We start from the raw sequence: 26,416 nt of genomic DNA, 5'->3' as shown, positions 1-26,416 counted from the left end.
TGCGGGTGGTTCTGATTAAAGTTGAATTAAATTTATCTAACGATTATGGAGGTAAGTTTTATAACAGAGAGTGTTAATATTCATTAGTGTTATGTTTTTATTTAACCTAATAAATTATATGAGATGATTTATTAAGTTAGACAAGTGCACATCAAAAATTACTGATGATTATTTATATCGCTTACTTATCTATTGAAAACGTTCTTTATTATTTCTTAAATATTGTGGATTAGTGCCAGAGTTGTTGCTGAGGTGAGCTGTATGTAGCAGACAACTCCAGCGCTAAAAGCTTACCTTCCAGAACATGATTCGTTGCTTTTTTCTGGCTCAGGGAGCGTTTTATCCTTATTAATTACTGAGTTATCCCCGTGTCGATGACTCTGTTGTTTAAATGACTTTTTCATCATTTTATTTACGTGATTTAGTGTATTCACTATACATTTTTTGTCGTCTGCATCACAATTTTTTGAAATATATTCCAATAAATAAGGTGGGATTATATTTTTTTTAATAGTCTCATTTTTACACATAATAATGCCCTGTTTATGAACTGCCATGTTTTTTTAGTTGTCATATTGGCGTCTATTTGACACTATATAAAATATTAGCCAAATTAACAATGTTAGTCACTACTATAAATGTAAATTTTATATGCTTTTATATTAATAAGTAAAATGATTTAATTAACAGAGAGGAAGAGAAGAGGGAATTGATGAGTAGAATAGCTTTAAAATTGACTTCTGAGTTATTATAATAGAGGTGGAATTCAAATATAATCAAGGCCTTCCTTAGCCTTTGATTATCTGAAAAGTATTACCATCCTCAAAGTAAAGCGCCTACTTGGTTCCACGAATAAGTCACGAGATTTGATATTTTCTTACCAAATAATTTTTCTGCATTATCAACGGTTAATATTGCGAAATCATTAAAATCTGCTTTATGAGATAACCGTTTGTCTAATAACGTATTATACCAAATTTTGCCAGCTTGTTCCCATGAGTAGCCTCCTAATTCTATTGCCAACAAGTAGAATGCCTTATTGGGAATACCAGAGTATTTATGGACTCCGCCATTGTCATCTTTAAAGGGGAGGTCTTGATACTGATCCATATGACCGACTTGGTTATCTTTCGGGTTAGCGCTTCCTGGGTTTTTGAATGATCGCAGAGCTACATTAGGGTCTTTAGTTGGATTAAGCGCAGGACCGAATAACCCCTGACCTATTAACCAATCAGATTCGCTGGACTTTTGGTTATTTGCGTACTGTTTTACCATAATGCCAAATACGTCTGAGATAGATTCATTTAGCGCGCCTGATTGGTAGGCATAGTCAAGACTTGCTTCACTTTCAGTTACCCCATGCGTGAGTTCATGAGCAGTAATATCAATACAAGAAGTTAATCGATTAAAATAAGGGGGATAGCCATCACCAAAAACCATTTGATTATTATCCCAAAAAGCGTTCATGTAGTTTTTTTGATAATGTACGGTAGCAACTAACTTAAGGCCTTTGTTATCGACCGAATTACGGTCAAAAATATTCTTATAGAATTCATGCGTTTTCCCCAGATAATCATAGGCTTCATTGGCTGTTATATCATTATCTTCACTCATTCCTTCACTCAGAATTAATAAATCTCCCGGATATATGTCATTACGTTCGGCACTATAAATTGTTCTATTTAATTGATCATTAAATCCTGGTTGGTAGTCAGGTATTAAATTATCCATTTCAGCCGAGCTGTGCATCAGGCTGTAAACATGATTTAATGTTTTTAATATATAGTTTTTATCTATTTGGCCACAATCTTTAACAACGTATTCCAATAGAAAAGGAGGGATGATACCAGATTTGTTTAATCTAATTTTATTGTTGTACATAATAATACCCCGTTTTTTGGAAGTTGTGTATGTTTTATTTCTAGGGCCTCTAATTAATTATTAATCTAAAAATAGGTGTTTGCTACTAATCGAAAGATTTTAGTTTTGCTAAAAATATATTAATTTGTTAATATATTTGTGGGGTTTTATTAAAATTGTGGTTTTTATTTTAATTTTATCTGAATGTTACTGGTTTTTTATCATTGATATTGTATTAATATTATCCTCTGTTTTTGTTATAAATAGAACGTCAACCTTATTACTTGAGGTTACAAACAGCGTTTAAAGCTTACTTATCTGATGTTTTTTATTCCTGATAGCTCCTAAGTTGAGAAAATTTTCACATTTTTCATCTTAAATCCTCCTCTGATCAGTAAATGTTTTTACCCGATTTCTGTCTCTTTCCTCCTTCTCTTCTATTTATTAATAAAAGTTATTAAATAATTTTTATACGTATTAATTGGTATATTGCAATGCCTAGAAATCTGTTCCAGTACAAATAAATTAATTAATATTTATTTGCGTTTTTCGTAGTGTTAGTTAAATGTTAACTGGAATTAATGAGTAAGTCATCAAGGAGAGTATTGATTTTTTATGGCAGGGTATTGTTAATGAGAAAATACAAATTATTTTAGTCATGTTCTGATATATTTACTGAATGCCTATCTATTTTTTTAAAAAAAGAGTAAAACAGGAACGCAGAAGTTATCTTATATTCCTGTTTTGAATTATCATACCCAATCTTTTTTTATCAAAAATGAGGTGTATAAATCAGATTCTGGAGAGTCTGGCTCAGGAGCGTAACCATATTCCCAGCGTACTAATGGTGGCATGGACATTAATATTGACTCAGTCCTGCCACCACTTTGCAAACCAAAGAGTGTTCCCCTATCCCAAACTAAGTTGAATTCAACGTAGCGACCCCGGCGATACAATTGAAATTGTCTTTCACGATCGCCCCAAGCCATATTTTTTCTTCGTTCAACAATCGGTAAATAAGCAGATAAAAAACCGTTGCCGACAGCTTGCGTGAAATTAAAGCAGGCATCAAAATCAGGCATATTTAAATCGTCGTAAAACAATCCACCAATGCCACGTGGCTCATTGCGGTGTTTTATAAAAAAGTAATCATCACACCATTTTTTATATTTAGGATAAATATCATCGCCAAACGGTTGGCATAAAGTTTTGGCAATGGTATGCCAGTGAATGGCATCTTCTTTGAAGCCATAATAAGGTGTTAGATCAAAACCACCACCAAACCACCAAACTGCTGGTTCGCCTTCTTTTTCAGCAATAAAGAAGCGCACATTTGCATGGCTGGTTGGAATATAGGGATTCAGTGGATGGATGACGAGAGAGACGCCCATAGCTTGGTAGCTACGACCCGATAATTCAGGGCGATGGGCTGTGGCGGATACAGGCAGTGAAGCGCCTCTGACATGGGAAAAATTCACACCAGCCTGTTCAAAAATATTGCCTGCCGTTAATACGCGACTGCATCCGCCACCACCTTCTTCTCGTTGCCAGCACTCTTCCTGAAAGGTTGAGTGACCATCAATTTGTTCAAGTTGCTTGCAGATTTGCTCCTGTAATGAGAGGAAAAAATCCTTAACTCGAGATATATTAGGTATATTCATTTCTGCTTTCATTTTGGTTAGTTTATGGCTATCGGCAGTATACCTGTTAGTATCACTAAACGCATTTTCATATTGATTCCCAAATAAAAGCAGTGATAATTAACGTTGATTCAATTGCTTATTAAATAGGCTGGCTAACTATGGAAATTCGGGTATTTCGGCAAGACGACTTTGAAGCCGTTATCACACTTTGGGAACGTTGTGATTTGATTAACTCTGGTGATGACCCAGAAATAAATATTGAGCGTAAGCTAAATCATGACGCTGATTTATTTTTGGTTGCTGAAGTTGCGGGAGAAGTGGTTGGTTCAGTTATGGGTGGCTATGATGGTCATCGTGGCCATGCTTATTATCTGGGCGTTCATCCTGAATTCAGGGGCAGGGGAATTGCTAATGCATTGATTTCCCGTCTGGAGAAAAAGTTATTGGCAAGAGGCTGTCCAAATATTTTGATCATGGTTCCTGAAGAAAATGACGCAACGATTTGTATGTGTGAAAAGATGGAATATGATTATTTGGGACAAGAAAGTGTTATTTTCAGTAAGCGTTTGATTATTGATTAAATATAAAATGACAAAGAATAACTGAGTAGTATTATGCTACTCAGCCATTATCTTTAAATTCATTACCTTTAAATATTGCTAATAAATGTCTTGCCGATGACTTGAACAAGTTACTCCACGAGTTTTGATGTTTATTTTTTTTCATTACGAGATCCTTCGAAATAAGAGACGGTTTCGTCTCAGTATCTGAAATGATTTTTACTTGAATATTTCCATTATATTCTTCGAATAGATAATAATGTTCATATGTAGTTGATTCTGGTTTTCCTTCTAATCTGCACCAGTTAGAAAGTAATTGATAATTAATGGCGTTTTTGGGTGGGGGCATATGCATTTCCCTTTGATGGAAGCATTGATTTAAGAAACAAGCCCGTATGTAATGTAAATTGGCTGGCTGAGTCGGTTTTTGGCATGATGTTTCTGTCATGCCAAAAGGGATTGATGCAGTGATAATAACTGTAAAAACAAATGAATAATTCATAAAGAACCAATATTTTATATTTTAGCAGATAAAAGTTATGATATTGTTTCTTTTATAAACAGTTCTGCAATGTTACATTATTAATGTATCCTTATCGTTTCTATCGATGGAAACTATGGAAAATTTTGGAATTCACAATTGAATGTTTTTCTGAGAGTGTGGTCTGATAGATTTCAATTTGCAGCCTGTAAAAGCGAAGGTAAGAAACCGTGATGAATAAATTTTTTGTATTTAATTTTTTTTCCAAACAGCGGGTTATTGTATCCAGCAGTTTAGTGGGATGCTCATTGTTGTTAACTGCTTGTGCTGGAACATCGGGGCTTTCATGGTCTTCCCTATCGCCATTTAACTGGTTTGGCAGCTCCTTGAATGTATCTGAACAGGGGTTGGGTGAAATCAATAAACAGACGGATATGGCGAAATCCGTGATTGAGCGAGGTTTGGAAGGAAAATATCACCTGCGTAGTGGTATGGAAATGCAAAATGGTAAATTAGTCAGCATTATTCAAGGAATGAAAGATAACCAAGTTAAGCTCGAATTTTACGGTTTGCTCAATGGCAAGGTTAATCGTATCGATGTGTTGGATGAGGGAATTAAAACAGTTTGGGGAACGGAAGTAGGGACATCTTTTTCCAGGCTGTACGATAAGGCATTTGGAGTTTGTCAGCGATCTCAGGACTTCACTGTGCAACCCGCAGTTATCTGCATTGCCCCACAAAGCCAGCATGTCAGCTATGTATTCACGGGAACTTGGGATGGCCCTGAAGAATTATTGCCTTCTGATGATGTTCTGAAAAATTGGAAAATTTTACGTATTATTTGGAAATCCTGATAAAATTTTAAAGAGAGTTTTAACGTAAACTCTCTTTATTATCCACCTGCATAAATAAACGCATCTTTTATTGTGGAGAGCAGCGTTCATTTTTAATCCATTTTCATAAAAGGAAAAAATATTTAATGGCTGGATTGAAATCGAATTTATTTTATCATCTGATGAAATTTACGTAATTGAAATTAATGCTAGATATAGTGGAACAACACGAGCCTAATGATATGTTTTCGAAGAAAATTTTTATGAAATTGCGTTGAATAGATATTTAAACAATGCCCAAATCACGCCTATCAATCAGATTAACACGGTAATTGAATTTCCTCTCAAAATACCTTTAGCACATGGCTTTTTATTTTACTGAAAATAAATAATTTGTCAGAAGTCATTAATAAATATCTTTCTTGAGTTTTTGCAACCTCCCTGAAAAATTTATGTGAATTCCTATACAACCAATGGATTTCAAGATGTAGCGCGGCGGCAAGGGAACGAGCTCCCAGAAGCATGATTAACCATATGTTTATAAAAACGGTGACTGGGGTGAGTGAACGTAACATTAGCTTTGCCAACACTGTACTATCAGATTTTCTTCATCTTATCGCGTTTCATCATTTCTCATGAAAATTCGGTATATAAAACGGGGGATAGTAAACTACCTTGTTATAAAGATTCTGGATACAGTATACCTTCCATCTTTCAAGTTGCAGCCAACAAAGCTGCAACTTGAAATCAATAGGGTATAGAAGAAATGGTTATCAGATAGGATGATGGGTAAGGTGCTGGATGAGAATAGAGGCAATAAAAAATAAATTATTGAGTGGATTGGCGACGACGTTATTGCTGATCAGTCTCAACACTTATAGCACCAACGTTCAGGCTATTGAATTGCTGAATAGCTCTTACGACATCGCTCGGGAATTATTTTCGAGTTTGAATCCAGAGTTTGAAAAACAGTGGAATGCACGGCATCCACAAGATAAATTGACCATCAAACAATCCCATGCAGGTTCATCCAAACAGGCACTGGCTATTTTACATGGTTTAAGAGCGGATGTGGTGACCTATAATCAGGTTACGGATATTCAGGTCTTACATGATCTCGGCAATCTGATCCCCGCAGACTGGCAGCAGCGTTTACCGAATAACAGTTCTCCATACTATTCCACAATGGCTTTTTTGGTACGTACAGGTAATCCCAAAAAAATCCATACATGGGTAGATTTACTGCGCAATGACGTAAAGTTGATTTTCCCGAATCCCAAAACTTCAGGTAACGGGCGTTATACTTATCTGGCCGCATGGGGGGCGTTTCAACAGCAAAATACACACGATCCAGAAAAGGTTCGTCAACAGATGCAGCGCTTTTTGCGAAATGTAGAGGTATTTGATACAGGAGGTCGTGGAGCGACGACTTCTTTTATTGAACGCGGTTTGGGTGATGTCCTGATCAGTTTTGAATCAGAGGTCAATAACATTCGCAAACAATATGGTGAAGATAACTATCAGGTGATCGTGCCTCCGGTGGATATTCTGGCCGAATTCCCAGTCACTTGGGTGGATAAGAATGTCCGGAAAAACGGCACTGAAGCCGTGGCCAAAGCGTATTTAGATTATTTGTATAGCCCCGCTGCCCAGCAGATCATTGCCAGCTTCAATTATCGCGTGATTGATAAAGACGTGATGACAGCGCACCAAGCCCGTTTTCCTGCAACTAAACTGTTTCGTCTGGAAGAGCAATTTGGTAACTGGCCTCAGGTGATGAAAACCCACTTCAACACAGGTGGCACCTTTGATCACTTATTGATGGAAGGGCGCGAATAATGTGGTCATTCAGCAAGCGCGTCTTACCCGGATTCGGGCTAAGTTTGGGCAGCAGTCTGTTTTATACCTGTCTTATCCTGCTATTGCCATTAAGTGCGTTGGTAATACAGCTTTCAAGCATGACATGGACGCAATACTGGCAAGTCATCGCGAATCCTCAGGTTATTGTTGCTTATCAGGTGACATTGCTGGCGGCTGCGGTTGCCAGTTTGTTCAATATGGTATTTGGCATGTTGATGGCATGGATATTAACCCGGTATCAATTCCCCGGGCGGAGTTTACTGGATGGTCTGATGGATTTTCCTTTTGCTTTGCCGACGGCCGTTGCAGGTTTAACGCTGGCGACACTGTTCTCTGCAACAGGATGGTATGGTGCCTGGCTTGGTAATTTCGATATCAAAGTGGCGAACACTTGGCTGGGCATTGCTGTGGCGATGGCATTCACCAGTCTGCCTTTTGTTGTACGTACTGTTCAGCCGGTTCTTGAGGAGCTTGGCCCTGAATATGAAGAAGCAGCACAGACATTGGGTGCGAGTCGTTGGCAGACTTTCCGTCGCGTTATCTTGCCTGAGGTTTCACCGGCACTGATTGCCGGAACGGTGCTCTCTTTCACTCGAAGTTTAGGCGAGTTCGGAGCTGTGATTTTCATTGCAGGCAATATTGCGTGGCAAACAGAGGTTGTTTCCCTGATGATCTTTGTTCGCCTGCAAGAATTTGATTACCCGGCTGCCAGTGCAATAGCTTCGGTTATCCTTGCAACATCATTGTTACTGTTGTTTAGCGTCAATGTATTGCAAAGCCGCTTTGGTAAACGGATTGGAGGTCATTGATGAGCGAATTTTCCGAATACACATTGGTGCAGCGTTCTCCTATCAACTGGGGTAAATGGCTACTGATTGGTACGGGATTACTCTTTTCGATTTTATTGTTGGTGATCCCGATAGCATGGATTTTTTTGACGGCCTTTTCTAAAGGTATCGACATTGTCACACAGAACCTTTTCGACCCCGATATGCTGCATGCTATCTGGCTGACAGTGATAATTGCGCTGATAACTGTACCCATCAATCTGGTATTTGGCGTGATGACAGCATGGTTGGTAACACGTTTCCAATTTCCCGGCAGACAATTATTGCTGACGTTAATTGATATACCGTTTGCGGTTTCGCCGGTTGTAGCGGGTCTGCTTTACCTCCTGTTTTATGGTGCCAATGGCTGGCTGGGAAATTGGCTGGGAGATTATGACATTCAGCTCATGTTCTCATGGCCGGGGATGGTGCTGGTGACGGTATTCGTGACATGCCCGTTTGTTGTCCGTGAACTGGTGCCGGTGATGTTGAGTCAGGGCAGTCAGGAAGATGAGGCCGCTATATTGTTGGGGGCTTCTGGTTGGAAGATGTTTTGGCGAGTGACATTGCCAAATATTCGCTGGGCATTGCTGTACGGTATTGTTCTGACTAACGCAAGGGCGATAGGGGAATTTGGTGCGGTGTCCGTAGTATCAGGAGCGATTCGCGGAGAGACTTATACACTGCCTTTGCAGGTCGAGTTGCTCTATCAGGATTACAATACAGTAGGTGCATTTACGGCAGCGGCTTTATTAGCGTTGATGGCAATTATTACTCTGATTGTCAAAAGTGCGTTGCAATGGCGTTTAAGTCGTCAGCAAGGGTAGATCAGGAGCAAGATATGAGTATTGAAATCAATAAAATCAGTAAATCTTTTGGTCGAACTCAGATACTGAATGAAATCTCACTGAATATTGAATCCGGGGAAATGATTGCCCTGCTTGGCCCGTCAGGTTCAGGCAAAACGACATTGTTGAGGATTATTGCAGGGCTTGAACAGCAGAATTCCGGTCAACTGAAATTTCACGGTCAGGATGTCAGTCGGGTACATGCGAAAGAGCGACATGTTGGGTTTGTATTCCAGCATTATGCTTTATTTCGACATATGACTGTCTTTGATAATGTGGCTTTCGGGCTGACAGTGCTTCCCCGTCGTCAGCGTCCGGGTAGCGCTGAGCTGCGGAGTAAGGTCATGGCATTGCTTGATATGGTGCAACTATCGCATTTAGCTGATCGCTATCCATCACAGCTTTCGGGTGGACAAAAGCAACGAGTGGCATTGGCAAGAGCATTGGCCGTTGAGCCACACATCCTTTTGTTGGATGAGCCTTTTGGGGCATTGGATGCACAAGTACGAATGGAGTTGCGTCGTTGGTTGCGTCAGCTTCATGAGGAATTGAAATTTACCAGCGTGTTTGTTACCCATGATCAGGAAGAAGCAATGGAAGTGGCAGACAGGGTGGTTGTCATGAACCAAGGACGTATTGAACAAGTGGGTACGCCCCAGCAGGTATGGCGTGAACCTGAGAGCCGTTTTGTGCTTGAGTTCATGGGTGAAGTTAACAAACTGCATGGTGAAATTAAAGATTCCCAGCTCTGGATTGGCGGAAAAATTTTCCCGTTAAATATTAAACCGCTGCATCAAGGGAATGTGGATGTTTTTTTTCGCCCATGGAACATGACACTCAGCTTGCAGCAGACCGCTTTTTGTCCCTTGCCTGTTCAGGTTGCTGAGATTAGTCCGCGCGGACATTTTTCTCTCTTGTCAGTTAAACCTGTCGGTTGGGGAGATGAGTTTCTGTCAGTGATTTGGCCGGATAACGCATCAATGCCAGTTAGAGGTGGAAACTATTTCATTGGGGGTTCGGATGCCAGTTTGTATGCGGACGATGTTCCACTAAAGGTGTTGCGATTGGCAGAATCCGCTTAATTCAAAAAGTTTAATCATTGAATCTCAGTTTTCCGTTTTTAACGGAAAGCAGGGATTTTTTTGTTTAATGCCTTGCTACAATTTTCTGAATATGATTATTTGGTTATCCATTCTCATATGAATTAGGTAACGCTGTGGCAAGCTTGGAAGACTTTATAGGTAATACACCACTGGTTAAATTACGACGATTGACAGAAAGTGTCGATGCGGAGATTTGGGTAAAGCTGGAAGGAAATAACCCTGCGGGTTCCGTGAAAGACAGAGCCGCGTTTTCGATGATCCAGCAGGCTGAATTACGCGGAGAAATTGCACCGGGCGATGTTTTGATCGAAGCAACAAGTGGCAATACTGGCATTGCACTGGCGATGATTGCGGCGGTAAAAGGTTATAATTTAAAATTATTAATGCCTGAAAATATGAGCCTTGAGAGACAGTCATCAATGCGGGCTTACGGCGCTGAATTAATTTTGGTCAGTAAAGAAATGGGAATGGAAGGGGCCAGGGATTTGGCGCAAGAAATGGAGAAGAATGGAGAAGGGAAGGTTCTCGATCAATTCAATAATGCGGATAACTCTCTGGCACATTTTAATACTACTGGCCCGGAAATTTGGCAACAAACAGCTGGGCGGATTACTCACTTTGTTTCCAGCATGGGAACAACAGGCACAATTACCGGGGTGAGTCGTTATCTGAAATCACAGTCAAGCACAATACAAATAACGGGGTTACAGCCCGCAGAAAATAGCCAAATTCCCGGTATTCGCCGTTGGTCTCCGGCTTATATGCCTAGTATTTATCAGAAAGAGCTGGTGGATCAGATCTTGGATATCACACAAGAAGAAGCTGAAACCACAATGCGTTTATTAGCGCAGAAGGAAGGTATTTTCTGTGGTGTCAGTTCTGGCGGGGCAGTTTCCGGATCATTACGCATTGCAGCCGAAAATCCGGGAGCCGTTATTGTCGCGATTATTTGTGATCGTGGCGACCGATATTTGTCCACAGGGGTTTTTAATTAACGCGCCTTTTGTCTTTTTATCGATCCTTTCATGTTTCAAGCGAGTGTAAAGCGAGTAAGAAGTATGCTTTTATTTTCAAAAACGATAACTGATTTTTGGCAAGCGCCATTATTAAATGGGGATATTATTTATAGTTGATGATGTTTTTACTATCGCCACCAATGCTAATCTGGAAGAAGAAGAAAAGAGCAAATTATTGCAGGAAAATGCGGGCAGCACACTGCGCCAGCTAACGGAAAAGGAAGATGAAGACGTTTTCTCTGAGTTTCAATCTTCTGTTTCGGAGCAGGATTTGAATAATGCTTATGTCGAATTGGATCACTGGGCGGTATTCGGTTCTTTTGAACAACATAGATTGATTAGTGCTGCCAGTATGTATCCTTGGGATAATGCAAAAATTGCGGATTTAGGGGTACTGACGTTAGCGCCTTTCAGAAGCAAAGGTCATGCCAGAAAAGTGGTACGCACAATTAGTAGATATGCTTACGCTCAAGGGTATGAGCCTCAATATCGATCCCAGCTCGATAACCTTGCGTCTTTAGCACTGGCCAAAGCAGTGGGCTTGACACTGTTTGGCAAATGGGAGTTGGTTGCCCCCGATTCGAATAATTGAGCGTTGTTGATTTATCCATAAAAAATCGCCCTGTTTTATCAGACATTTTATCTTTCAGCCGGATAAAACAGTGGCGATTAACGCACAATCATCAATGACAATGAATCGGTTAACAGAAAAAGAGGGGAATATTCCTCAATAATCTTTCTGTTATTTTTTGATCCGCATGATGACAGATTCACCCACGACAACTGACCCACTGACCTTAGATAACTCTTTGATTTCATCCATGTTAGAAATAACAACAGGGGTTAAGGTTGATTTAGCTCTTTCTTCCAGAAATGCCAAATCAAACTCTAAAACCAAATCGCCTTTTTGTACCCGTTGGCCTTCTTCAGCAATACGCTTAAAGCCTTCACCTTTCAGTTCAACGGTATCAATACCAAAATGGACGAATAGTTCAATGCCACTATCAGATTCGATAGAAAAAGCATGATTAGTTTCGAAGATCTTACCAATGGTGCCATCAACAGGAGCGACAATTTTGTTGCCGGTCGGTTTAATAGCGATACCATCACCCACAATTTTTTCTGCAAAAACAACATCTGGAACATCTTCGATGTTGACTATCTCACCTGACAATGGGGCGATAATTTCAATACTGCCGCTGTTTTTTTTATCATCTGAAACCAGAGATTTCAATTTATCAAGCAGACCCATGAATCTTCTCCTAGTTGTTTTAATGGGACCGTGTTCTGGCTAATGTGTTTAGCAGAGTGTTTTTTCTCTGGTAAAAGTGTCAACCAAATCCATCAATTCCTGTGCTGTTGGCTGAGTTAAGGCTTGTTCTGCCAGTGCTTTCGCATCACCATAATTAGTATTACGGATGATCTTTTTAATGCGTGGAATCGATATAGCACTCATGCTGAATTCATCTAATCCCATGCCCAAAAGTAACAGTGTAGCGCGTTCATCACCGGCAAGTTCTCCACACATGCCAGTCCATTTACCTTCTGCGTGTGAGGCATCAATCACTTGCTTGATTAGACTCAACACTGCTGGTGACATTGGGTTGTAAAGATGAGAAATCAGCTCATTACCACGGTCTACCGCCAGAGTATACTGAGTTAGATCGTTTGTCCCAATACTAAAAAAGTCAACTTCTTTCGCAAGATGATGAGCAATTGTTGCAGCAGCAGGTGTTTCGACCATGATGCCAACTTCAATTGATTCATCAAATGCCTTGTTTTCACTGCGTAATTGATCTTTAAGCAGCGTCAATTCAGCTTTGAGTTCCCGTATTTCTTCAACAGAAATAATCATTGGAAACATAATGCGAAGTTTACCAAATGCAGAAGCTCTTAGAATAGCCCGCAATTGAGAATGTAGGATTTCTTTACGATCAAGGCAAATGCGAATTGCGCGCCAGCCAAGGAATGGATTTTCTTCCTTTGGCAGATTCATATAAGGCAAATCTTTATCACCGCCGATATCCATTGTACGAACAATGATAGCTTGATTGCCAACCGCTTCCGCAACTGCTTTATAGGCTTCAAACTGCTCGTCTTCAGTCGGCAGGGTATCGCGATCCATAAACAGGAACTCAGTACGATATAGACCAACACCTTCCGCACCATTACGTTCGGCACCGATGACATCTCGGACCGTGCCGATATTGGCACAAACTTCAACTTGATGACCGTCGAGCGTGATAGCAGGCAGATCTTTCAGTTTTGCCAGTTCGGTTTTTTCTGTCAGATACTCATTTTTCGCTGCCTTCAACTGCTCGATTTCAGCATCGGATGGATCTACGTAAATCTGGTTATTAACTGCATCCAGAATCAGGTAACTGCCGCTCTTAATTTGTGTGGTGGCATTGGTCGTGCCAACAATAGCAGGTAATTCCAACGAACGGGCCATGATGGATGTATGGGAAGTACGACCACCCAAATCAGTAATGAAGCCCAGCACTTTATCCAGATTCAGCTGTGCGGTTTCTGACGGGGTGAGATCATTGGCAACCAAGATGACTTCTTTTTCAATTGAGCCTAAGTCAATAATTGGCATGCCCAGAATATTTCTCAGTAAGCGTTTACCGATATCACGTACATCGGCAGCACGTTCTTTCAAATACTCATCATCCAGCTCTTCCAGAGCTTTGGCCTGATCTTCAATGACGGAATAGACAGCAGCATCTGCTGTTGCCAGATTTTTCTTGATAAGAGTAACGATTTCTTGTTCCAGCTCTTCATCTTCCAGCAGCATGATATGGCCTTCGAAGATTTCGGCCTTTTCCGCACCCAGATTTTTTTCTGCTGTTTCTCTAATTATTTCTAACTGTGCGGAGGATTTATCACGGCCTTGCTTAAAGCGGGAAATTTCGTGTTCGATTTGTTCAGAAATGATTTTTTTCTGATTGATAATGATGGGGTCTTCTTTCAGCAATAGTGCCTTACCGAAAGCGATGCCTGGTGATACTAAGATGCCTGAAATCATACTATATGACCTTACTGCGGGTGATTACATTTCATTAAGCCCTCAGAGGGAGAGGCTCTAAATATCCCCAGGTTTTATTGATCTGGGGATGAACAAAATGAAATATACCTGTAATCTTTCAAGTTGCAACTTGAAATTCATTGGGTATAGATTGGCTTGATTAAGCGGAGGATTATTCCAATTCACCCATCAGCTTAATTAAATGCTCAACAGCTTTTTGCGCATCTTCGCCTTCAGCAGCAATGGTTACGACTGTACCTTGAGTCAATCCCAGCGTTTGCAGCTTGAACAGGCTTTTTGCGCTGGCAGACTTGCCTCCAGAAGTCAGGGTAATGTCAGAAGCGAAACCTTTTGCTTCTTTGACGAATTGTGCAGCAGGGCGAGTATGGAGGCCGTTTGGTGCAGTAATAGTAACTTCTTGCTGGAACATAGTATTTCCTCAATAACTTAAATGTTCGTTGATAAGCCAAGAGAATTCTAAAGATAGTTTATACCTGTTGTCTTTCAAGTTGTCGCTTTCTTGCGCCTTGCTGTAACTTGAAATCTATAGGCTATAGTTGAATTCGCTCCGACTTGTACAACCGTTAAATGATAATGAAAAGTGGCGTATATCCGTTAACTTTCAAGTTGTGCTCTATTGACTGTAACTTGAAATAGATTGGAGTATATTAATCATTATCAAAAAATTAACCTACTTGATGCACTCAATTGTTGATTTAGTGTTAATGCACACTATATTGGTGTTAATACACACTATCAGGGTAATGGCTGAATTGAGCCGCGTTTTAGACGCCTGTCTGACGATTAATTTCGTGCATCAAAATAATTACTGGTTAAATACTAAAGCTACTTGAATAAATCATCTAGGAAAGTTTTAAACTTTGATCCAATGCACAAAAAAGCACCCTGAAGGGGCGCTTTTTTGTCAACGTAAAGAAAATGGTACAGAGGGATTTTAATCATTAGTTAAGTCGGAAAACAGTGCCGTACTGAGATAACGCTCAGCAGAAGAAGGCAAAATAACGACGATATTTTTGTCTTTATATTCATTTTCTTGAGATAACTTAATCGCCGCTGCAACAGCAGCACCTGAAGAAATACCTGCAAGAATGCCTTCTTTTTCAGTGACTTCGCGCGCTATTTTAATGGCTTCTTCATTGCTGATTTTAAATACGCGGTCAACTAATGTTAAATCTAAGTTATCAGGAATGAAACCAGCACCAATTCCCTGAATTTTATGCGGACCAGGTTTAAGTTCTTCACCCGCTAATTTTTGACTGATAACAGGTGAACCTTCCGGCTCAACTGCAACAATAGTCACTTGCTTGCCGCGCGTATTTTTCAGGTAACGGGCGACACCAGTAATCGTCCCGCCGGTTCCCACACCGGCGACAAAAACATCAACATCACCGTCAGTATCTTCCCAAATTTCAGGGCCAGTCGTTTTTTCGTGAATTTCCGGGTTGGCTGGATTACTGAATTGTTGAAGGAGCAGATAACGGTCAGGGTCGCTGTCATGGATTTCGTTAGCTTTATCAATGGCACCTTTCATGCCTTTTGCGCCTTCAGTGAGTACTAAACTAGCCCCTAATGCTTTCAGCAACTTACGGCGCTCAAGACTCATCGTTTCAGGCATGGTCAATGTCAGCTTATAGCCACGAGCGGCAGCAACATAGGCAAGCGCAATTCCAGTATTACCGCTGGTCGGTTCAATCAGTTCTTTGCCTTTGGTTAAGATACCGCGTTTTTCAGCATCCCAAATCATATTGGCACCAATACGGCATTTTACACTGAAGCTGGGATTACGAGATTCTATCTTCGCCAAAATACGGCCATTAGCGAAGTTTTTCAGGCGTACCAGCGGAGTGTGACCAATAGTCAACGAATTGTCTTCATAAATTTTGCTCATTGTTCGATTGCCCTTAGAATACCGTTAGATACGGATTAACCATACGCTAACATGTTATTTATGGAAATAAGGTTTGAATCTATTCTTATTATATAAAAGAATATTTGATGATTGTTTTATATTGTTTACTTTATTTATTGCGGTGTGACTATTTGTGTAGTTTCTTGCTGTGTCATTGTTTGAAACAAACCTCTGACGTATTTGCTATTTGTCAGAGGTTTTTGCTGTAGATGAGAAATCAGGCTCTTAATTTGATGATCAGCGATTTTGCACGTGTTGGGTACGGTAACGATCGACCCACATGGCGGTAGCTCCACAGACAGCCACTGGCATAATGAACAGATTTACAATAGGGATCATGGTCAATATGCTCACTGTTGCACCAAATTGAAGATTGTCAATTTTGTCTTGTCGCAGGGTATTACGCATCGCGATAAAACTGACTTTGTGATTATCAAACGGATAATCACAATATTGGATCGCCAGCATCCATGCGCTGAAAATAAACCAAAGGAGAGGCGCGATGGTTTGACCAATTCCGGGAATAAAGTAAAGCAACAATAGGATGATCGCACGGGGAATATAGTAAAGAATCTTCACTAATTCGCGTTTGAGAATGCGAGGTGTATCTTTGAGTAAATCGATAATGCCAGTCTCTGGTGCGGGTATGCCTGTCAGGTCGGCTTCCAGTTTTTCTGCCAGCAATCCATTGAATGGTGAAGCAATGAAGTTAGCCAGCGTGCTAAAGAAATAGCTAAAAACCAATAAGATCGAAATGACCGCCAATGGCCAGATCAAATAGCTTAGCCATTGCATCCAGTCTGGTATTTTATCAAGCGTCCATTGTATCCAGCCGTCCAGTTTCTGATATAGCCACCAGAATGAACCACCTAGCAATAAAACATTAGCCAGCAAGGGTAATAAGACAAATCTCTTAATACCAGGACGGGTTACCAATTGCCAGCCTTGCATAATATAATGAAATCCACCTAAACGTTTTCGCGGCTTTGTCGAATTCGTCATATTTTCTTATTCTCTCCCGGATGATTGAGACGGTATGATATAGGTAGGATTTTCTACTGACTAGTAGTTTTGTGTGTAAAAAACATCCGAAAAAACTGGGGAAATATCTCTTTATGATAAGAAAAGTATGTAGAGACTTGCACTTGTCCTATTTGACAAATACTCTTATCTAAAGATATTTCGCCGTGGTGGCAATTAATTTAAACAACAGAGATAGCAATGATGCAGGACTTGCGTCTGATATTAATCGTTGTTGGTGCGATAGCCATAATAGCTTTGCTATTACATGGGTTGTGGACCAGCCGTAAAGAGCGTTCGTCACTCTTTCGTGATCGCCCAGTTAAACGTCATAAACAGGAGCGTCAGGAAGAGTCAGGGGATGATGAAGACGATGAGCTGATTGATAATGCGGCAAAGTCGCGTGTTCAGAGTTCGGGTAAACCGCATACTGAGCATCGTGCAGAGCCGGTCATCGAACATCGTGCATCTGAATCATCAATGGCAATGGTTGATGATGGTTTAGATCCTTTGCTTGCAAGACAGCATTCTTCTGATGAACCAGCAGGAAAAGTTAAAATTGCTGATGGGCAACCGGAAGAGCCACAGCTTGGGTTATTTGATCCGGTTGAACAGGCAGAGCCTAAAGGTGTTGGGGCAGTAGGGCCAACAGCAGGCATTGCCGAAGAACAGTCAAGTGCAGTAGAAAATGAAACACAGATCGAAACTGAGCAAGCCCAAAAAGAAACTGTGCTGGTACTGCATGTTGCTGCGCATCATGGGCAGGAACTGAATGGTGAAGTATTGCTTCAAAGCATTTTGCAGGCAGGTTTCCGTTTTGGGGACATGAACATATTCCATCGCCACTTGAACCCGTCGGGGAGCGGTGCTGTATTGTTCAGTTTGGCTAACATGGTCAAACCGGGTTCGTTTGATCCGGACCTAATGACCGATTTTACGACCCCGGGAATTTCCATGTTCATGCTTGTGCCTTCATTCGGTGATTCCCATCAGAATTTTAAACTGATGTTGCAAGCGGCACAGCGTATTGCTGCTGACGTAGGAGGGGTGGTTCTGGATGGCGAGCGTAAAATGCTTACACCACAGATGATCGAACTCTATAAAGCACGTATCCGCAATACGCTCAACGTCGGCGAATAAATCCTTTTTTAGTATTAAGCCCCCGCTAGCCGGGGGTTTTTCATCTCTGGTGAGAAGTCATGGAAAATATTATCGAGAAAATCAACGAACTAAGAATAACATTGCGTCATCATGAATATTTGTATCATGTCATGGATGCTCCAGAGATCCCGGATGCAGAATACGATCGTTTGATGCGGGAGTTAAAAGTACTGGAAGAGATACATCCAGAGTTGATTACGGCTGATTCTCCCACACAGCGCGTTGGTGCTGCTCCCTTGACAGTATTTGGACAAGTGCGTCATGAAATCCCTATGTTGTCTTTGGATAACGTATTTGATGAAGAGAGCTATCTGGCATTTGATAAACGTGTTCGTGATCGCCTGAAAGACAGCCGGGATTTAGTCTTTTGTTGCGAATTGAAACTCGATGGCTTGGCCGTCAGTTTGTTATATGAAAATGGGGAACTGGTGCAGGCAGCAACTCGTGGCGATGGGACAACAGGGGAAAATATTACTGTCAATGTTCGTACTATTCACGCCATTCCTTTGCGCCTGAAAGGAGATAATATTCCTGCCCGTGTTGAAATTCGTGGTGAAGTGTTCATGAAACAGGGCGGATTCGAAAAACTCAACGAAGAAGCGCGTCGTACCGGCAATAAAATTTTTGCCAACCCTCGCAATGCGGCCGCAGGATCATTGCGCCAGCTCGATCCACGCATTACTGCCAAACGCCCGCTTACTTTCTATTGCTATGGGGTTGGCGTTCTGGAAGGCGGGGAACTGCCAGCAAGCCATTACGAACGCCTGATGCAGTTTAAGCAATGGGGATTACCTGTCAGTGACAAAGTGAAGCTGTGTCAGGGCACTCAACAAGTGATGGATTTTTACCATAATATTGAGCAGCAACGCCCGACTTTGGGTTTTGATATTGATGGTGTTGTTGTCAAAGTGAACTCACTCAATTTACAGGAAACCTTAGGATTTGTCGCCAGAGCGCCACGTTGGGCGACCGCATTCAAGTTTCCTGCCCAAGAACAAATGACTGTTGTGCGTGACGTCGAATTCCAAGTGGGGCGTACTGGTGCCATAACGCCGGTTGCTCGTTTGGTGCCGGTATTGGTGGCTGGTGTGATAGTCAGTAATGCCACTTTGCACAATGCAGATGAAATTGAACGCTTGGGACTGCGCATTGGTGATACCGTAGTTATTCGCCGTGCCGGAGATGTTATCCCACAAGTCGTCGGTGTTGTTCACGAGAGCAGACCGACAGAAAGTCAGGAAGTAATTTTCCCTCAACATTGCCCGGTTTGCGGCTCTGATATTGAACGTGTCGAAGGAGAAGCCGTTGCCCGTTGTACTGGTGGCTTGTTCTGTGGCGCCCAGCGTAAAGAAGCGCTGAAACATTTTGTATCCCGCCGTGCTATGGATGTTGATGGCATGGGAGAAAAGATCATTGAGCAGCTTGTAGATAAAGAGTATGTCAAAACGCCCGCCGATCTTTTCCGTTTAACTGCGGGAAAATTAACAGGTTTGGAGAGAATGGGGCCTAAATCGGCGCAAAATGTTATTAATGCCTTGGAAAAATCCAAGCAAACTACTTTTGCTCGTTTTATATACTCGTTGGGGATACGCGAAGTTGGCGAAGCAACCGCAGCCAATCTGGTTTCACATTTTGGCACATTGGAAAAATTGTGTTCAGCGGATACAGAAGCACTCATTGCGGTGCAGGACGTAGGAGGAATTGTTGCCAGTCATGTCGTAAACTTCTTTAACGAACCGCATAATCAAGCTGTGATTGATGATTTGGTCAACAATATTGGTATCCACTGGGAGTCGGCTGAAATCCCTAATCTGGATGAGGTTGATAGTCCATTCGTGGGTAAGACAATCGTACTGACAGGTTCATTAAGCCGTCTATCCAGAGATGAAGCCAAAGATAAGTTGGCTGCTTTAGGTGCAAAAGTGACTGGGAGTGTTTCGAAGAAGACCGATTTGGTTATTGCTGGCGAAGCTGCGGGCTCCAAGTTAGTTAAAGCGAATGAATTGGGTATACCTGTGATTGATGAAGAAGAAATGATCCGTCTATTGGGGAATAGTACCCGTTCCATTTAAAGGTATAACAGGGAAGTGTGATCAGATTGGCTAAATAGAAATTTGTATCCGCTTAAATAGTCGGTTGATGTGACAACAATCAATATTTACTATTATGCGTTACATAAAATGCAGTTATAAATTTGCATAGCATCATGTTTGGAGTTCTTTTTATGTCACATATTTTTCATTTTTTACTTGCATTGGTTGTGATTGGCGGTCTGGCGATTTTAGCGAGTAATAACCGAAAGGATATTCGGTTTCGTTATATCATTCAGTTGCTTATTATTGAGCTCTTTCTGGCATGGTTTTTCCTGAATTCGAACGCGGGTTTGGGAATTGTTAAGGGATTTGACAACCTGTTTGTCCACTTACTTTCTTATGCGGCAGAAGGCACTAAATTTATTTTCGGTGGCATGATGGAAGCGAATTTAGCGTTTTTCTTCCTGAATGTATTGTGCCCAATTATCTTTATTTCTGCCCTGATTGGTATTTTGCAACATATCAAAGTGCTGCCAATTATTATCCGCGCGATAGGTACAGTGCTGTCTAAAGTTAACGGCATGGGTAAATTGGAGTCATTTAATGCTGTTAGCTCATTGATTCTGGGGCAATCAGAGAACTTTATTGCTTACAAAGATGTGCTGGGCAAAATGTCTGAACGCCGGATGTATACAATGGCAGCGACGGCAATGTCGACAGTATCCATGTCCATCGTGGGTGCTTATATGACAATGCTGGATGCAAGATATGTGGTAGCGGCACTGGTACTCAATATGTTCAGTACCTTTATTGTTCTGTCGCTCATCAACCCTTATTCTGTTGAGAGCGAAGAAGAAATCCATATGAGCAATCTCCATGAGGGACAAAGTTTCTTTGAAATGCTGGGAGAATATATTCTGGCAGGTTTCAAAGTGGCATTAATTGTCGCTGCAATGCTGATTGGTTTTATTGCCTTGATTGCGGGTATCAACGCTATTTTTGACTTAGTGTTCGGTGTTACTTTCCAGGAGTGTCTGGGATATGTATTCTATCCGCTGGCATGGATCATTGGTATCCCAGCCGATGAAGCGCTGAAAGTGGGCAGTATTATGGCGACAAAACTGGTTTCCAACGAATTCGTTGCAATGCAGAGCATGCAAGAAATTGTTGCTCAGTTGAGTGAGCGCTCAAAAGGTATCCTGTCAGTATTTTTGGTTTCCTTTGCTAATTTCTCATCTATTGGGATTGTTGCTGGTGCTATTAAAGGACTCAATGAAAAACAGGGTAATACAGTTGCACGTTTTGGTCTGAAACTGCTATTCGGTTCTACACTGGTGAGTTTTCTGTCAGCGGCAATTACAGGGGTGATCATGAGTTTTTAATCTCCTCCGGTAATTTGTATGTTGAAACGAAAGTGGCGTCTTGGCAGGTGCCACTTTTTCTTTTATATGAGAATATGTTTTCATATCGAGTTAGAAAGGTTGATGCAATGAATAAAGAGAATTTGCTGGAAATAGCCAACACAGCCATGCCATTCGGTAAATATAAAGGACGGATGCTAATCGATTTGCCAGAGGAATATTTACTTTGGTTTGCCCGCAAAGGGGAGTTTCCACAGGGTAAACTGGGAGTATTAATGGAAATGACCCTTGCAATCAAAATTGAAGGATTAGAATCGTTGGTAAAGCCGCTGAAAAATTCTAATAGTTAAAGCTGAACCCGTATTTTGTCTTATCTTCAATTTTCTGCAAAATTTTTGTGTTCATTACTATTGCCAAATGAGTGACATGAATCCCTATATTATTATTTAAATAATATTAATATGTTATGTTCTTAATTGAAGTTAATTGAATGTTTTCCAAACATTGAATAGATAAAAACACGATCTATACGGAGAATCACAATGAGCTATTTTGGCGGAAAAATTGCAGTTGTCACGGGTGCAACAACGGGAGTTGGGGAAGGTATCGCTGAAGAATTATTTCAACGGGGAGCAACAGTTATTATTACTGGCCGTCAACTTTCCAGTGCAGCACAAACGGCTTGGCGGATAGATCCCACGGGGCAACGCATTATTCCTATGGAGGCCGATGTCAGAAATCATCTTTCAGTTAAGGCACTCATTGATAACACTGTCGCGCAGTTCGGTGGACTGCATATGTTGGTTAATAATGCCGGGATTACCGGGCCACATGGTGTCAATATCTGTGATTACTCCATTGATGATTGGAATGATGTGATTAATACCGATCTCAGCGGAACATTTTTCGGTCTGAAATACGGGATTCCGGCTATCCTTCAAAGCGGAGGAGGGGCTATTGTTAACCTTTCATCATCGAATGGCATTGTCGGCATTCCCGGTATCGCACCTTATACCGCAGCCAAACATGGTGTACTTGGTTTGACGCGCTCGGCTGCTTTGGAATTTGCAGATAAAGGCGTTCGTATTAACGCCGTTGGGCCGGGTTATGTTGATACTCCGAATATGCAAACTTTACCTGCTGAAGTCAGAGAATGGATGGCAAATACGCATCCAATGAAGCGTATGGCAACCAGAGAAGAAGTAGCGAAAGCTGTCGCATTTTTACTGTCAGATGAAAGCTCATTTACGACAGGTTCTTTTTACGCAGTTGATGGTGGTTATACAGCGCAATAAATCTAAAAAATAAGAACCCATCCCATTTCAATTAATTGTAATTTCTGGGATAGGCTCTTAATTTAAGGATGTTTATTTTGCCAGTTTTTTAAATTTTGCTTTCAATATTATTGAGAGTACTATCGCATTGACAACTAAGCCTAAAACAAGTCCGTACCAAAAACCAACCAGTCCCATCTTTTCTGTGAGGATATCTGTCAGTCCTAACGTAAAGCCCAAAGGGACTCCTACGAACCAATAACCTATAATAGGTGCGTAGAATACTATTTTTGTTTCATGTAATCCTCGAAAAACACCCGATAATATGAACTGAAAAGCATCAAGTAAATGGAACAAACATAAAAAAATCACAATACTAACTGCCATATTTATCACAAGAATATCTTTTGTATATAAATTAATAATAGAGTCAGCATATAGATAGAAAATAGTACATAACACAAGAGATATGAATGAACTCGTTGCTGTTGCTATAACGCTAAAATGTAATATTGATTGGATATCTCTTTTGGCATTTAAGTAACTAATTCTTACTGTTGCGACGGCAGAAAATCCTCCGGAGACGGTAAACATCAAGGATGCTATGATGAGCAAGATATTATTTGCAGCAATGTAAACAGGACCAAGAGTGGCAATGCCAAATGCAATGATATCAAGAAAGAGCACTTCAATAAAAAGAGCCATTCCACTTGGAATACCAACTGAAAATAGTCTCTTTAATTTTTTATTAAATCTAAGAGATAGTTTAAAGTGATATTGCTTATATTCTTTTTTGTATAAGAAGTAAACAATAAGTGTGATCGCACTAAGAGTATTGATAATTGCCGTTGCAATACCTGCACCTACACCACCCATCTCAGGCACCCCAAATTTACCAAATATAAAAGCATAATTGAGGGGTATATTAATAGCGAAGGCGAGACAGGAAATATACATGGCGACTTTTGTATCTTCGAGTCCTTGTAATAATGAACGAAATACGTTGAATATCATCAACCCGGGCACACCAAATAACATAGCGGTAATATAACCCACTGTAATATTCACTACATCTTCATCAACACCAATGAAAGACAGGATCTGAACAGCAAAAAATAGGAAGATAATAATGGGTATTGATAAAATAAGTGAGACAGATATGTAGTTATTTGTACTCTCTTTTATTTCTTCAATATTATTGTCAAATCTGTGTTTTGCCACATCAGCAGACAGCATCATAATAACACCATGCCCCAATAAAAAGATGGGGAACCAAATACTACCGCCCAGAGCAACGGCGGCTAAGTCATTAGTTGAATAATGACCTGACATGAGAGCATCCATGGCACCCATAGCTGTTCTGGCAAGTTGCGTTATTATTATGGGACTTGATAATAAAAATAGGTATTTTAATTCTCTAAACAAGGTCTTATTTTGCATGATTATCCTTATTGGATTTTCTTGTTACATTATTTTCCCTGATGTTAAAAGCAAGAAGGCTTTTACAAGGTTTTTAGCCAGATTTCAGATTAGTTGTTTGTTAAGAAAAGAATAAAAGGAAAAGAGACTGGCGCTAAACGAGGCTGATTTTTATTAAAAATGCATAAATATTTTTTTTAACCAACAGGTGTAATAAAATACAACATTAATAAAGCCAATAGCAATTGTTATCATAAAAAATGAATTCAGCAACATTTTGATAACAACTTTCCATGATGTGTTATCTACGTCACATTTTTAATATGTTATAATGGAATAATTCCTATGGGTTATTTTATTTGTCACTTTTAAACTGGATTTTTATCAAAATTATTTCGTGTTATCCATGTTTGTAACGGATTTAATAACAAGAATTATATTATTCTATATTTAATTTATGCCAATCTCTGACATTTTTATTTAAAGTTTTCAGTAAAAGCATTTGTCATTGAGAGAGTGTTGCCATTATGAATGCCTACTCAGAGTGATAATTTAATCTCTGTGATTATATTGATAGGCGATAACTTTTTTTCATTATTGAAATGATTTATTTTTGTTTAGGATGTTTTTGCAAAACAGTAATAATATATTATTTGTTTTATCTTCGAGGTGATTAAATGAATTTTGATAAAAATGCAAATGTAGCTGAAATGAAAGTAGAAAAACCTTCTATTTTTGTTTCTATACCTGATGGTGCAGATGTTCTTGTGGGACAACAATGTTATCTGGTAGTTAATATTACGTCATCACAAGCTACGATTATGGAGTCTATAGCGTCTGTTGTCATAAAAGATCCTCAACATAACATAGTGGCAGAAGTGGAAAAAAGTTGGAAATTAAACCCTGACACCTCTTCAGGAATATTTTCAGGGGAGATTGCCTTTATACTGGAAGTTAATAGTGGTCTACCATCAGGAGAATTGATTAGCTATACTGTTACCGCAATTTCAGCGAAAAATGAAGATGTACCGGAAATTTCTCCAATTACAGTCAAATATATGACAAAAAAAATAAAGGAAAATAGCTTCGTATCATTGAAAACAGATATGGAAGTTATTGAAATGGTAAAAACAGACAATCCTATCGATAATCCTGCCAGTAAATATATTCGTTATTCAGGAGTGATAAAGGATGAAAAGGATAATCCTTTAAAAAATACACAGATAATAATATCATCCAAATCCTCGGATAAACTATATGGAAATAACATTGTTAATATAGCAACAGATCCGGTCGGCGGAAATATTCCTAATCTTATAGATATTCAAAAAAATAATGATTTTTATTTTTTCACTATTAATAGTGATGAGAATGGAAGTATTGGATTTCGGCTTTATCCAAAAAAAGATACAGTTGCAAGAATTGATTTTACTACTCAAATTTTTGGCTTAATTCCCTCAACATATTCTACATCTGCTTATATTGTTTTAAATTATAAAAATTCTTTAGGAATTCAACCTCCAAACATTCTAGGGATATTATCAGGTGGGGTGGTGAAAAAAAAGGCAGGGCTTAAAGGGATTAAAGTAATGATTCCAAAATATATAGGTTATAGTGTAAGTGATGCTATTATATTTTTCATCAAATATGAAAATGACCAAAGTAAAACAATACAACTTGAACCAGTATATCATATAGAAGATAGTTCAATTTTTAATGGTTATAATTTTTATTTTTCATATGATCAAATACCACAAAATAAAGCTTTAGATTTTTATTACTTGGTTGTACCAATGGTTGGAAATGCAGCCTATTCTATGACAGCGAGATTTATGTATTTAAATGATTCTGGAGATAATACTGGCACTGGAGGCACTGGAGGCACTGGAGGCACTGGAGGCACTGGAGGTACAGGAGGCAATTGTGATGATGGCCTTTATAACAAAGTTGATGTGGATTCCAATTACTCGAATGGAACTTTTAGTTTAAAAATAAAAAGCATTACGATTATTTGACGTTTTTTAATCGTTTGTATAAGTAAGTAGGAAAATGAAGTAAGCAGGAAAGTGGCTGGCTAACTTAATTATATTTGGCTAAAAGAAAAATCCCTGAAAACTTGCGTTTTCAGGGATTCAGAATTTTGGTGGAGCTAAGCGGGA

General features: G+C 39.9%; 24 protein-coding genes. 14 read left to right on the top strand and 10 right to left on the bottom strand.

Annotated features, from left to right (window positions below):
- Positions 1-290: 290 nt before the first annotated feature.
- The 3 genes from FE394_RS17500 to hemF all read right to left on the bottom strand — a co-directional run bounded on the left by FE394_RS17500 (position 291) and on the right by hemF (position 3,521).
- Positions 291-530, bottom strand: a complete 240-nt coding sequence (locus FE394_RS17500; protein ID WP_319927632.1) for a protealysin propeptide domain-containing protein — start codon at positions 528-530, stop codon at positions 291-293.
- A gap of 292 nt (positions 531-822) precedes the next feature.
- Positions 823-1,881: a M4 family metallopeptidase gene (locus FE394_RS17495; RefSeq protein WP_319927631.1), complete on the bottom strand. Its 1,059-nt coding sequence runs from the start codon at positions 1,879-1,881 to the stop codon at positions 823-825.
- A gap of 731 nt (positions 1,882-2,612) precedes the next feature.
- Positions 2,613-3,521 carry an oxygen-dependent coproporphyrinogen oxidase gene (hemF, locus tag FE394_RS17490; RefSeq protein ID WP_319927630.1) on the bottom strand — a complete coding sequence of 303 codons (909 nt, stop codon included), beginning with the start codon at positions 3,519-3,521 and terminating at the stop codon, positions 2,613-2,615.
- A 140-nt stretch (positions 3,522-3,661) separates the two neighbouring features.
- Here hemF and FE394_RS17485 point away from each other — a divergent pair, with 140 nt between their 5' ends.
- Complete coding sequence (locus tag FE394_RS17485; protein WP_319927629.1) at positions 3,662-4,084, top strand: GNAT family acetyltransferase; 423 nt, start codon at positions 3,662-3,664, stop codon at positions 4,082-4,084.
- A 40-nt stretch (positions 4,085-4,124) separates the two neighbouring features.
- Here the strand turns inward: FE394_RS17485 and FE394_RS17480 are convergent, their stop codons facing one another.
- Positions 4,125-4,412 (bottom strand): hypothetical protein, encoded by a 288-nt coding sequence (locus FE394_RS17480; RefSeq protein ID WP_319927628.1) that lies wholly within the window; start codon positions 4,410-4,412, stop codon positions 4,125-4,127.
- A 365-nt stretch (positions 4,413-4,777) separates the two neighbouring features.
- Here FE394_RS17480 and FE394_RS17475 point away from each other — a divergent pair, with 365 nt between their 5' ends.
- From FE394_RS17475 to FE394_RS17445, 7 genes are all read left to right on the top strand, one after another.
- Positions 4,778-5,398, top strand: a complete 621-nt coding sequence (locus FE394_RS17475; RefSeq protein WP_319927627.1) for an RpoE-regulated lipoprotein — start codon at positions 4,778-4,780, stop codon at positions 5,396-5,398.
- A 780-nt stretch (positions 5,399-6,178) separates the two neighbouring features.
- Positions 6,179-7,216: a sulfate ABC transporter substrate-binding protein gene (locus FE394_RS17470; RefSeq protein WP_319927626.1), complete on the top strand. Its 1,038-nt coding sequence runs from the start codon at positions 6,179-6,181 to the stop codon at positions 7,214-7,216.
- On the top strand, positions 7,216-8,046 hold the full coding sequence (gene cysT / locus FE394_RS17465; RefSeq protein WP_419836360.1) for a sulfate/thiosulfate ABC transporter permease CysT: 831 nt from the start codon (positions 7,216-7,218) through the stop codon (positions 8,044-8,046). The genes FE394_RS17470 and cysT overlap by 1 nt, the downstream gene beginning before the upstream one ends.
- A complete protein-coding gene (gene cysW, locus FE394_RS17460; protein WP_319927625.1) occupies positions 8,046-8,891 on the top strand; it encodes a sulfate/thiosulfate ABC transporter permease CysW in 846 nt (281 codons plus the stop codon). The genes cysT and cysW overlap by 1 nt, the downstream gene beginning before the upstream one ends.
- 14 nt (positions 8,892-8,905) lie before the next feature.
- The gene (gene cysA, locus FE394_RS17455) at positions 8,906-9,994 is read left to right on the top strand and encodes a sulfate/thiosulfate ABC transporter ATP-binding protein CysA (RefSeq protein ID WP_319927624.1); all 1,089 of its coding nucleotides are present in this window, start codon (positions 8,906-8,908) and stop codon (positions 9,992-9,994) included.
- Positions 9,995-10,128: 134 nt separating this feature from the next.
- Positions 10,129-11,010, top strand: coding sequence for a cysteine synthase CysM (cysM, locus tag FE394_RS17450; protein WP_319927623.1), 882 nt, complete (start codon positions 10,129-10,131; stop codon positions 11,008-11,010).
- Between the two features lie 115 nt (positions 11,011-11,125).
- A complete protein-coding gene (locus FE394_RS17445; protein WP_319927622.1) occupies positions 11,126-11,623 on the top strand; it encodes a GNAT family N-acetyltransferase in 498 nt (165 codons plus the stop codon).
- A 150-nt stretch (positions 11,624-11,773) separates the two neighbouring features.
- Here FE394_RS17445 and crr read toward each other — a convergent pair whose 3' ends face one another.
- The 5 genes from crr to cysZ all read right to left on the bottom strand — a co-directional run bounded on the left by crr (position 11,774) and on the right by cysZ (position 16,991).
- On the bottom strand, positions 11,774-12,283 hold the full coding sequence (gene crr, locus FE394_RS17440) for a PTS glucose transporter subunit IIA (RefSeq protein ID WP_187653448.1): 510 nt from the start codon (positions 12,281-12,283) through the stop codon (positions 11,774-11,776).
- A 48-nt stretch (positions 12,284-12,331) separates the two neighbouring features.
- Entirely contained in the window at positions 12,332-14,059 is a 1,728-nt protein-coding gene (ptsI, locus tag FE394_RS17435; RefSeq protein WP_319927621.1) for a phosphoenolpyruvate-protein phosphotransferase PtsI, read from the bottom strand.
- Positions 14,060-14,231: 172 nt separating this feature from the next.
- Complete coding sequence (gene ptsH, locus FE394_RS17430) at positions 14,232-14,489, bottom strand: phosphocarrier protein Hpr (protein ID WP_319927620.1); 258 nt, start codon at positions 14,487-14,489, stop codon at positions 14,232-14,234.
- A gap of 525 nt (positions 14,490-15,014) precedes the next feature.
- A complete protein-coding gene (gene cysK / locus FE394_RS17425) occupies positions 15,015-15,968 on the bottom strand; it encodes a cysteine synthase A (protein ID WP_319927619.1) in 954 nt (317 codons plus the stop codon).
- Between the two features lie 258 nt (positions 15,969-16,226).
- Positions 16,227-16,991, bottom strand: coding sequence for a sulfate transporter CysZ (gene cysZ, locus FE394_RS17420; protein WP_319927618.1), 765 nt, complete (start codon positions 16,989-16,991; stop codon positions 16,227-16,229).
- A 219-nt stretch (positions 16,992-17,210) separates the two neighbouring features.
- On the opposite strand from cysZ, the gene zipA reads away from it, so the two are divergent.
- From zipA to FE394_RS17395, 5 genes are all read left to right on the top strand, one after another.
- Positions 17,211-18,149, top strand: coding sequence for a cell division protein ZipA (gene zipA, locus FE394_RS17415; RefSeq protein WP_319927617.1), 939 nt, complete (start codon positions 17,211-17,213; stop codon positions 18,147-18,149).
- 59 nt (positions 18,150-18,208) lie between these two features.
- Positions 18,209-20,242 carry an NAD-dependent DNA ligase LigA gene (ligA, locus tag FE394_RS17410; RefSeq protein WP_319927616.1) on the top strand — a complete coding sequence of 678 codons (2,034 nt, stop codon included), beginning with the start codon at positions 18,209-18,211 and terminating at the stop codon, positions 20,240-20,242.
- 152 nt (positions 20,243-20,394) lie between these two features.
- Positions 20,395-21,585 (top strand): NupC/NupG family nucleoside CNT transporter, encoded by a 1,191-nt coding sequence (locus FE394_RS17405; protein WP_319927615.1) that lies wholly within the window; start codon positions 20,395-20,397, stop codon positions 21,583-21,585.
- Positions 21,586-21,692: 107 nt separating this feature from the next.
- Positions 21,693-21,914 (top strand): DUF3820 family protein, encoded by a 222-nt coding sequence (locus FE394_RS17400; RefSeq protein ID WP_319927614.1) that lies wholly within the window; start codon positions 21,693-21,695, stop codon positions 21,912-21,914.
- Positions 21,915-22,106: 192 nt separating this feature from the next.
- Positions 22,107-22,859: an SDR family NAD(P)-dependent oxidoreductase gene (locus FE394_RS17395; RefSeq protein ID WP_319927613.1), complete on the top strand. Its 753-nt coding sequence runs from the start codon at positions 22,107-22,109 to the stop codon at positions 22,857-22,859.
- Between the two features lie 72 nt (positions 22,860-22,931).
- Here the strand turns inward: FE394_RS17395 and FE394_RS17390 are convergent, their stop codons facing one another.
- Positions 22,932-24,278, bottom strand: coding sequence for an MATE family efflux transporter (locus FE394_RS17390; protein ID WP_319927612.1), 1,347 nt, complete (start codon positions 24,276-24,278; stop codon positions 22,932-22,934).
- Between the two features lie 656 nt (positions 24,279-24,934).
- Between FE394_RS17390 and FE394_RS17385 the strand changes: the two genes are divergently transcribed.
- Entirely contained in the window at positions 24,935-26,272 is a 1,338-nt protein-coding gene (locus FE394_RS17385; RefSeq protein ID WP_319927611.1) for a hypothetical protein, read from the top strand.
- The last annotated feature ends 144 nt before the right edge of the window (positions 26,273-26,416 follow it).

Source organism: Xenorhabdus littoralis (assembly GCF_033949345.1).
Lineage (GTDB): Bacteria > Pseudomonadota > Gammaproteobacteria > Enterobacterales > Enterobacteriaceae > Xenorhabdus > Xenorhabdus littoralis.
Note: the sequence above shows the minus strand (reverse complement) of the source record. Positions and strands in the feature narration are given on the sequence as shown.

What these genes read in the sequence shown, in the direction of transcription:
- FE394_RS17500 (WP_319927632.1), bottom strand. Translation starts at nt 530, where the DNA reads ATGTGTAAAAATGAGACTATTAAAAAAAATATAATCCCACCTTATTTA.
- FE394_RS17495 (WP_319927631.1), bottom strand. Translation starts at nt 1,881, where the DNA reads ATGTACAACAATAAAATTAGATTAAACAAATCTGGTATCATCCCTCCT.
- hemF (WP_319927630.1), bottom strand. Translation starts at nt 3,521, where the DNA reads ATGAATATACCTAATATATCTCGAGTTAAGGATTTTTTCCTCTCATTA.
- FE394_RS17485 (WP_319927629.1), top strand. Translation starts at nt 3,662, where the DNA reads ATGGAAATTCGGGTATTTCGGCAAGACGACTTTGAAGCCGTTATCACA.
- FE394_RS17480 (WP_319927628.1), bottom strand. Translation starts at nt 4,412, where the DNA reads ATGCCCCCACCCAAAAACGCCATTAATTATCAATTACTTTCTAACTGG.
- FE394_RS17475 (WP_319927627.1), top strand. Translation starts at nt 4,778, where the DNA reads ATGAATAAATTTTTTGTATTTAATTTTTTTTCCAAACAGCGGGTTATT.
- FE394_RS17470 (WP_319927626.1), top strand. Translation starts at nt 6,179, where the DNA reads ATGAGAATAGAGGCAATAAAAAATAAATTATTGAGTGGATTGGCGACG.
- cysT (WP_419836360.1), top strand. Translation starts at nt 7,216, where the DNA reads ATGTGGTCATTCAGCAAGCGCGTCTTACCCGGATTCGGGCTAAGTTTG.
- cysW (WP_319927625.1), top strand. Translation starts at nt 8,046, where the DNA reads ATGAGCGAATTTTCCGAATACACATTGGTGCAGCGTTCTCCTATCAAC.
- cysA (WP_319927624.1), top strand. Translation starts at nt 8,906, where the DNA reads ATGAGTATTGAAATCAATAAAATCAGTAAATCTTTTGGTCGAACTCAG.
- FE394_RS17445 (WP_319927622.1), top strand. Translation starts at nt 11,126, where the DNA reads ATGGGGATATTATTTATAGTTGATGATGTTTTTACTATCGCCACCAAT.
- crr (WP_187653448.1), bottom strand. Translation starts at nt 12,283, where the DNA reads ATGGGTCTGCTTGATAAATTGAAATCTCTGGTTTCAGATGATAAAAAA.
- ptsI (WP_319927621.1), bottom strand. Translation starts at nt 14,059, where the DNA reads ATGATTTCAGGCATCTTAGTATCACCAGGCATCGCTTTCGGTAAGGCA.
- ptsH (WP_319927620.1), bottom strand. Translation starts at nt 14,489, where the DNA reads ATGTTCCAGCAAGAAGTTACTATTACTGCACCAAACGGCCTCCATACT.
- cysK (WP_319927619.1), bottom strand. Translation starts at nt 15,968, where the DNA reads ATGAGCAAAATTTATGAAGACAATTCGTTGACTATTGGTCACACTCCG.
- cysZ (WP_319927618.1), bottom strand. Translation starts at nt 16,991, where the DNA reads ATGACGAATTCGACAAAGCCGCGAAAACGTTTAGGTGGATTTCATTAT.
- zipA (WP_319927617.1), top strand. Translation starts at nt 17,211, where the DNA reads ATGATGCAGGACTTGCGTCTGATATTAATCGTTGTTGGTGCGATAGCC.
- ligA (WP_319927616.1), top strand. Translation starts at nt 18,209, where the DNA reads ATGGAAAATATTATCGAGAAAATCAACGAACTAAGAATAACATTGCGT.
- FE394_RS17405 (WP_319927615.1), top strand. Translation starts at nt 20,395, where the DNA reads ATGTCACATATTTTTCATTTTTTACTTGCATTGGTTGTGATTGGCGGT.
- FE394_RS17400 (WP_319927614.1), top strand. Translation starts at nt 21,693, where the DNA reads ATGAATAAAGAGAATTTGCTGGAAATAGCCAACACAGCCATGCCATTC.
- FE394_RS17395 (WP_319927613.1), top strand. Translation starts at nt 22,107, where the DNA reads ATGAGCTATTTTGGCGGAAAAATTGCAGTTGTCACGGGTGCAACAACG.
- FE394_RS17390 (WP_319927612.1), bottom strand. Translation starts at nt 24,278, where the DNA reads ATGCAAAATAAGACCTTGTTTAGAGAATTAAAATACCTATTTTTATTA.
- FE394_RS17385 (WP_319927611.1), top strand. Translation starts at nt 24,935, where the DNA reads ATGAATTTTGATAAAAATGCAAATGTAGCTGAAATGAAAGTAGAAAAA.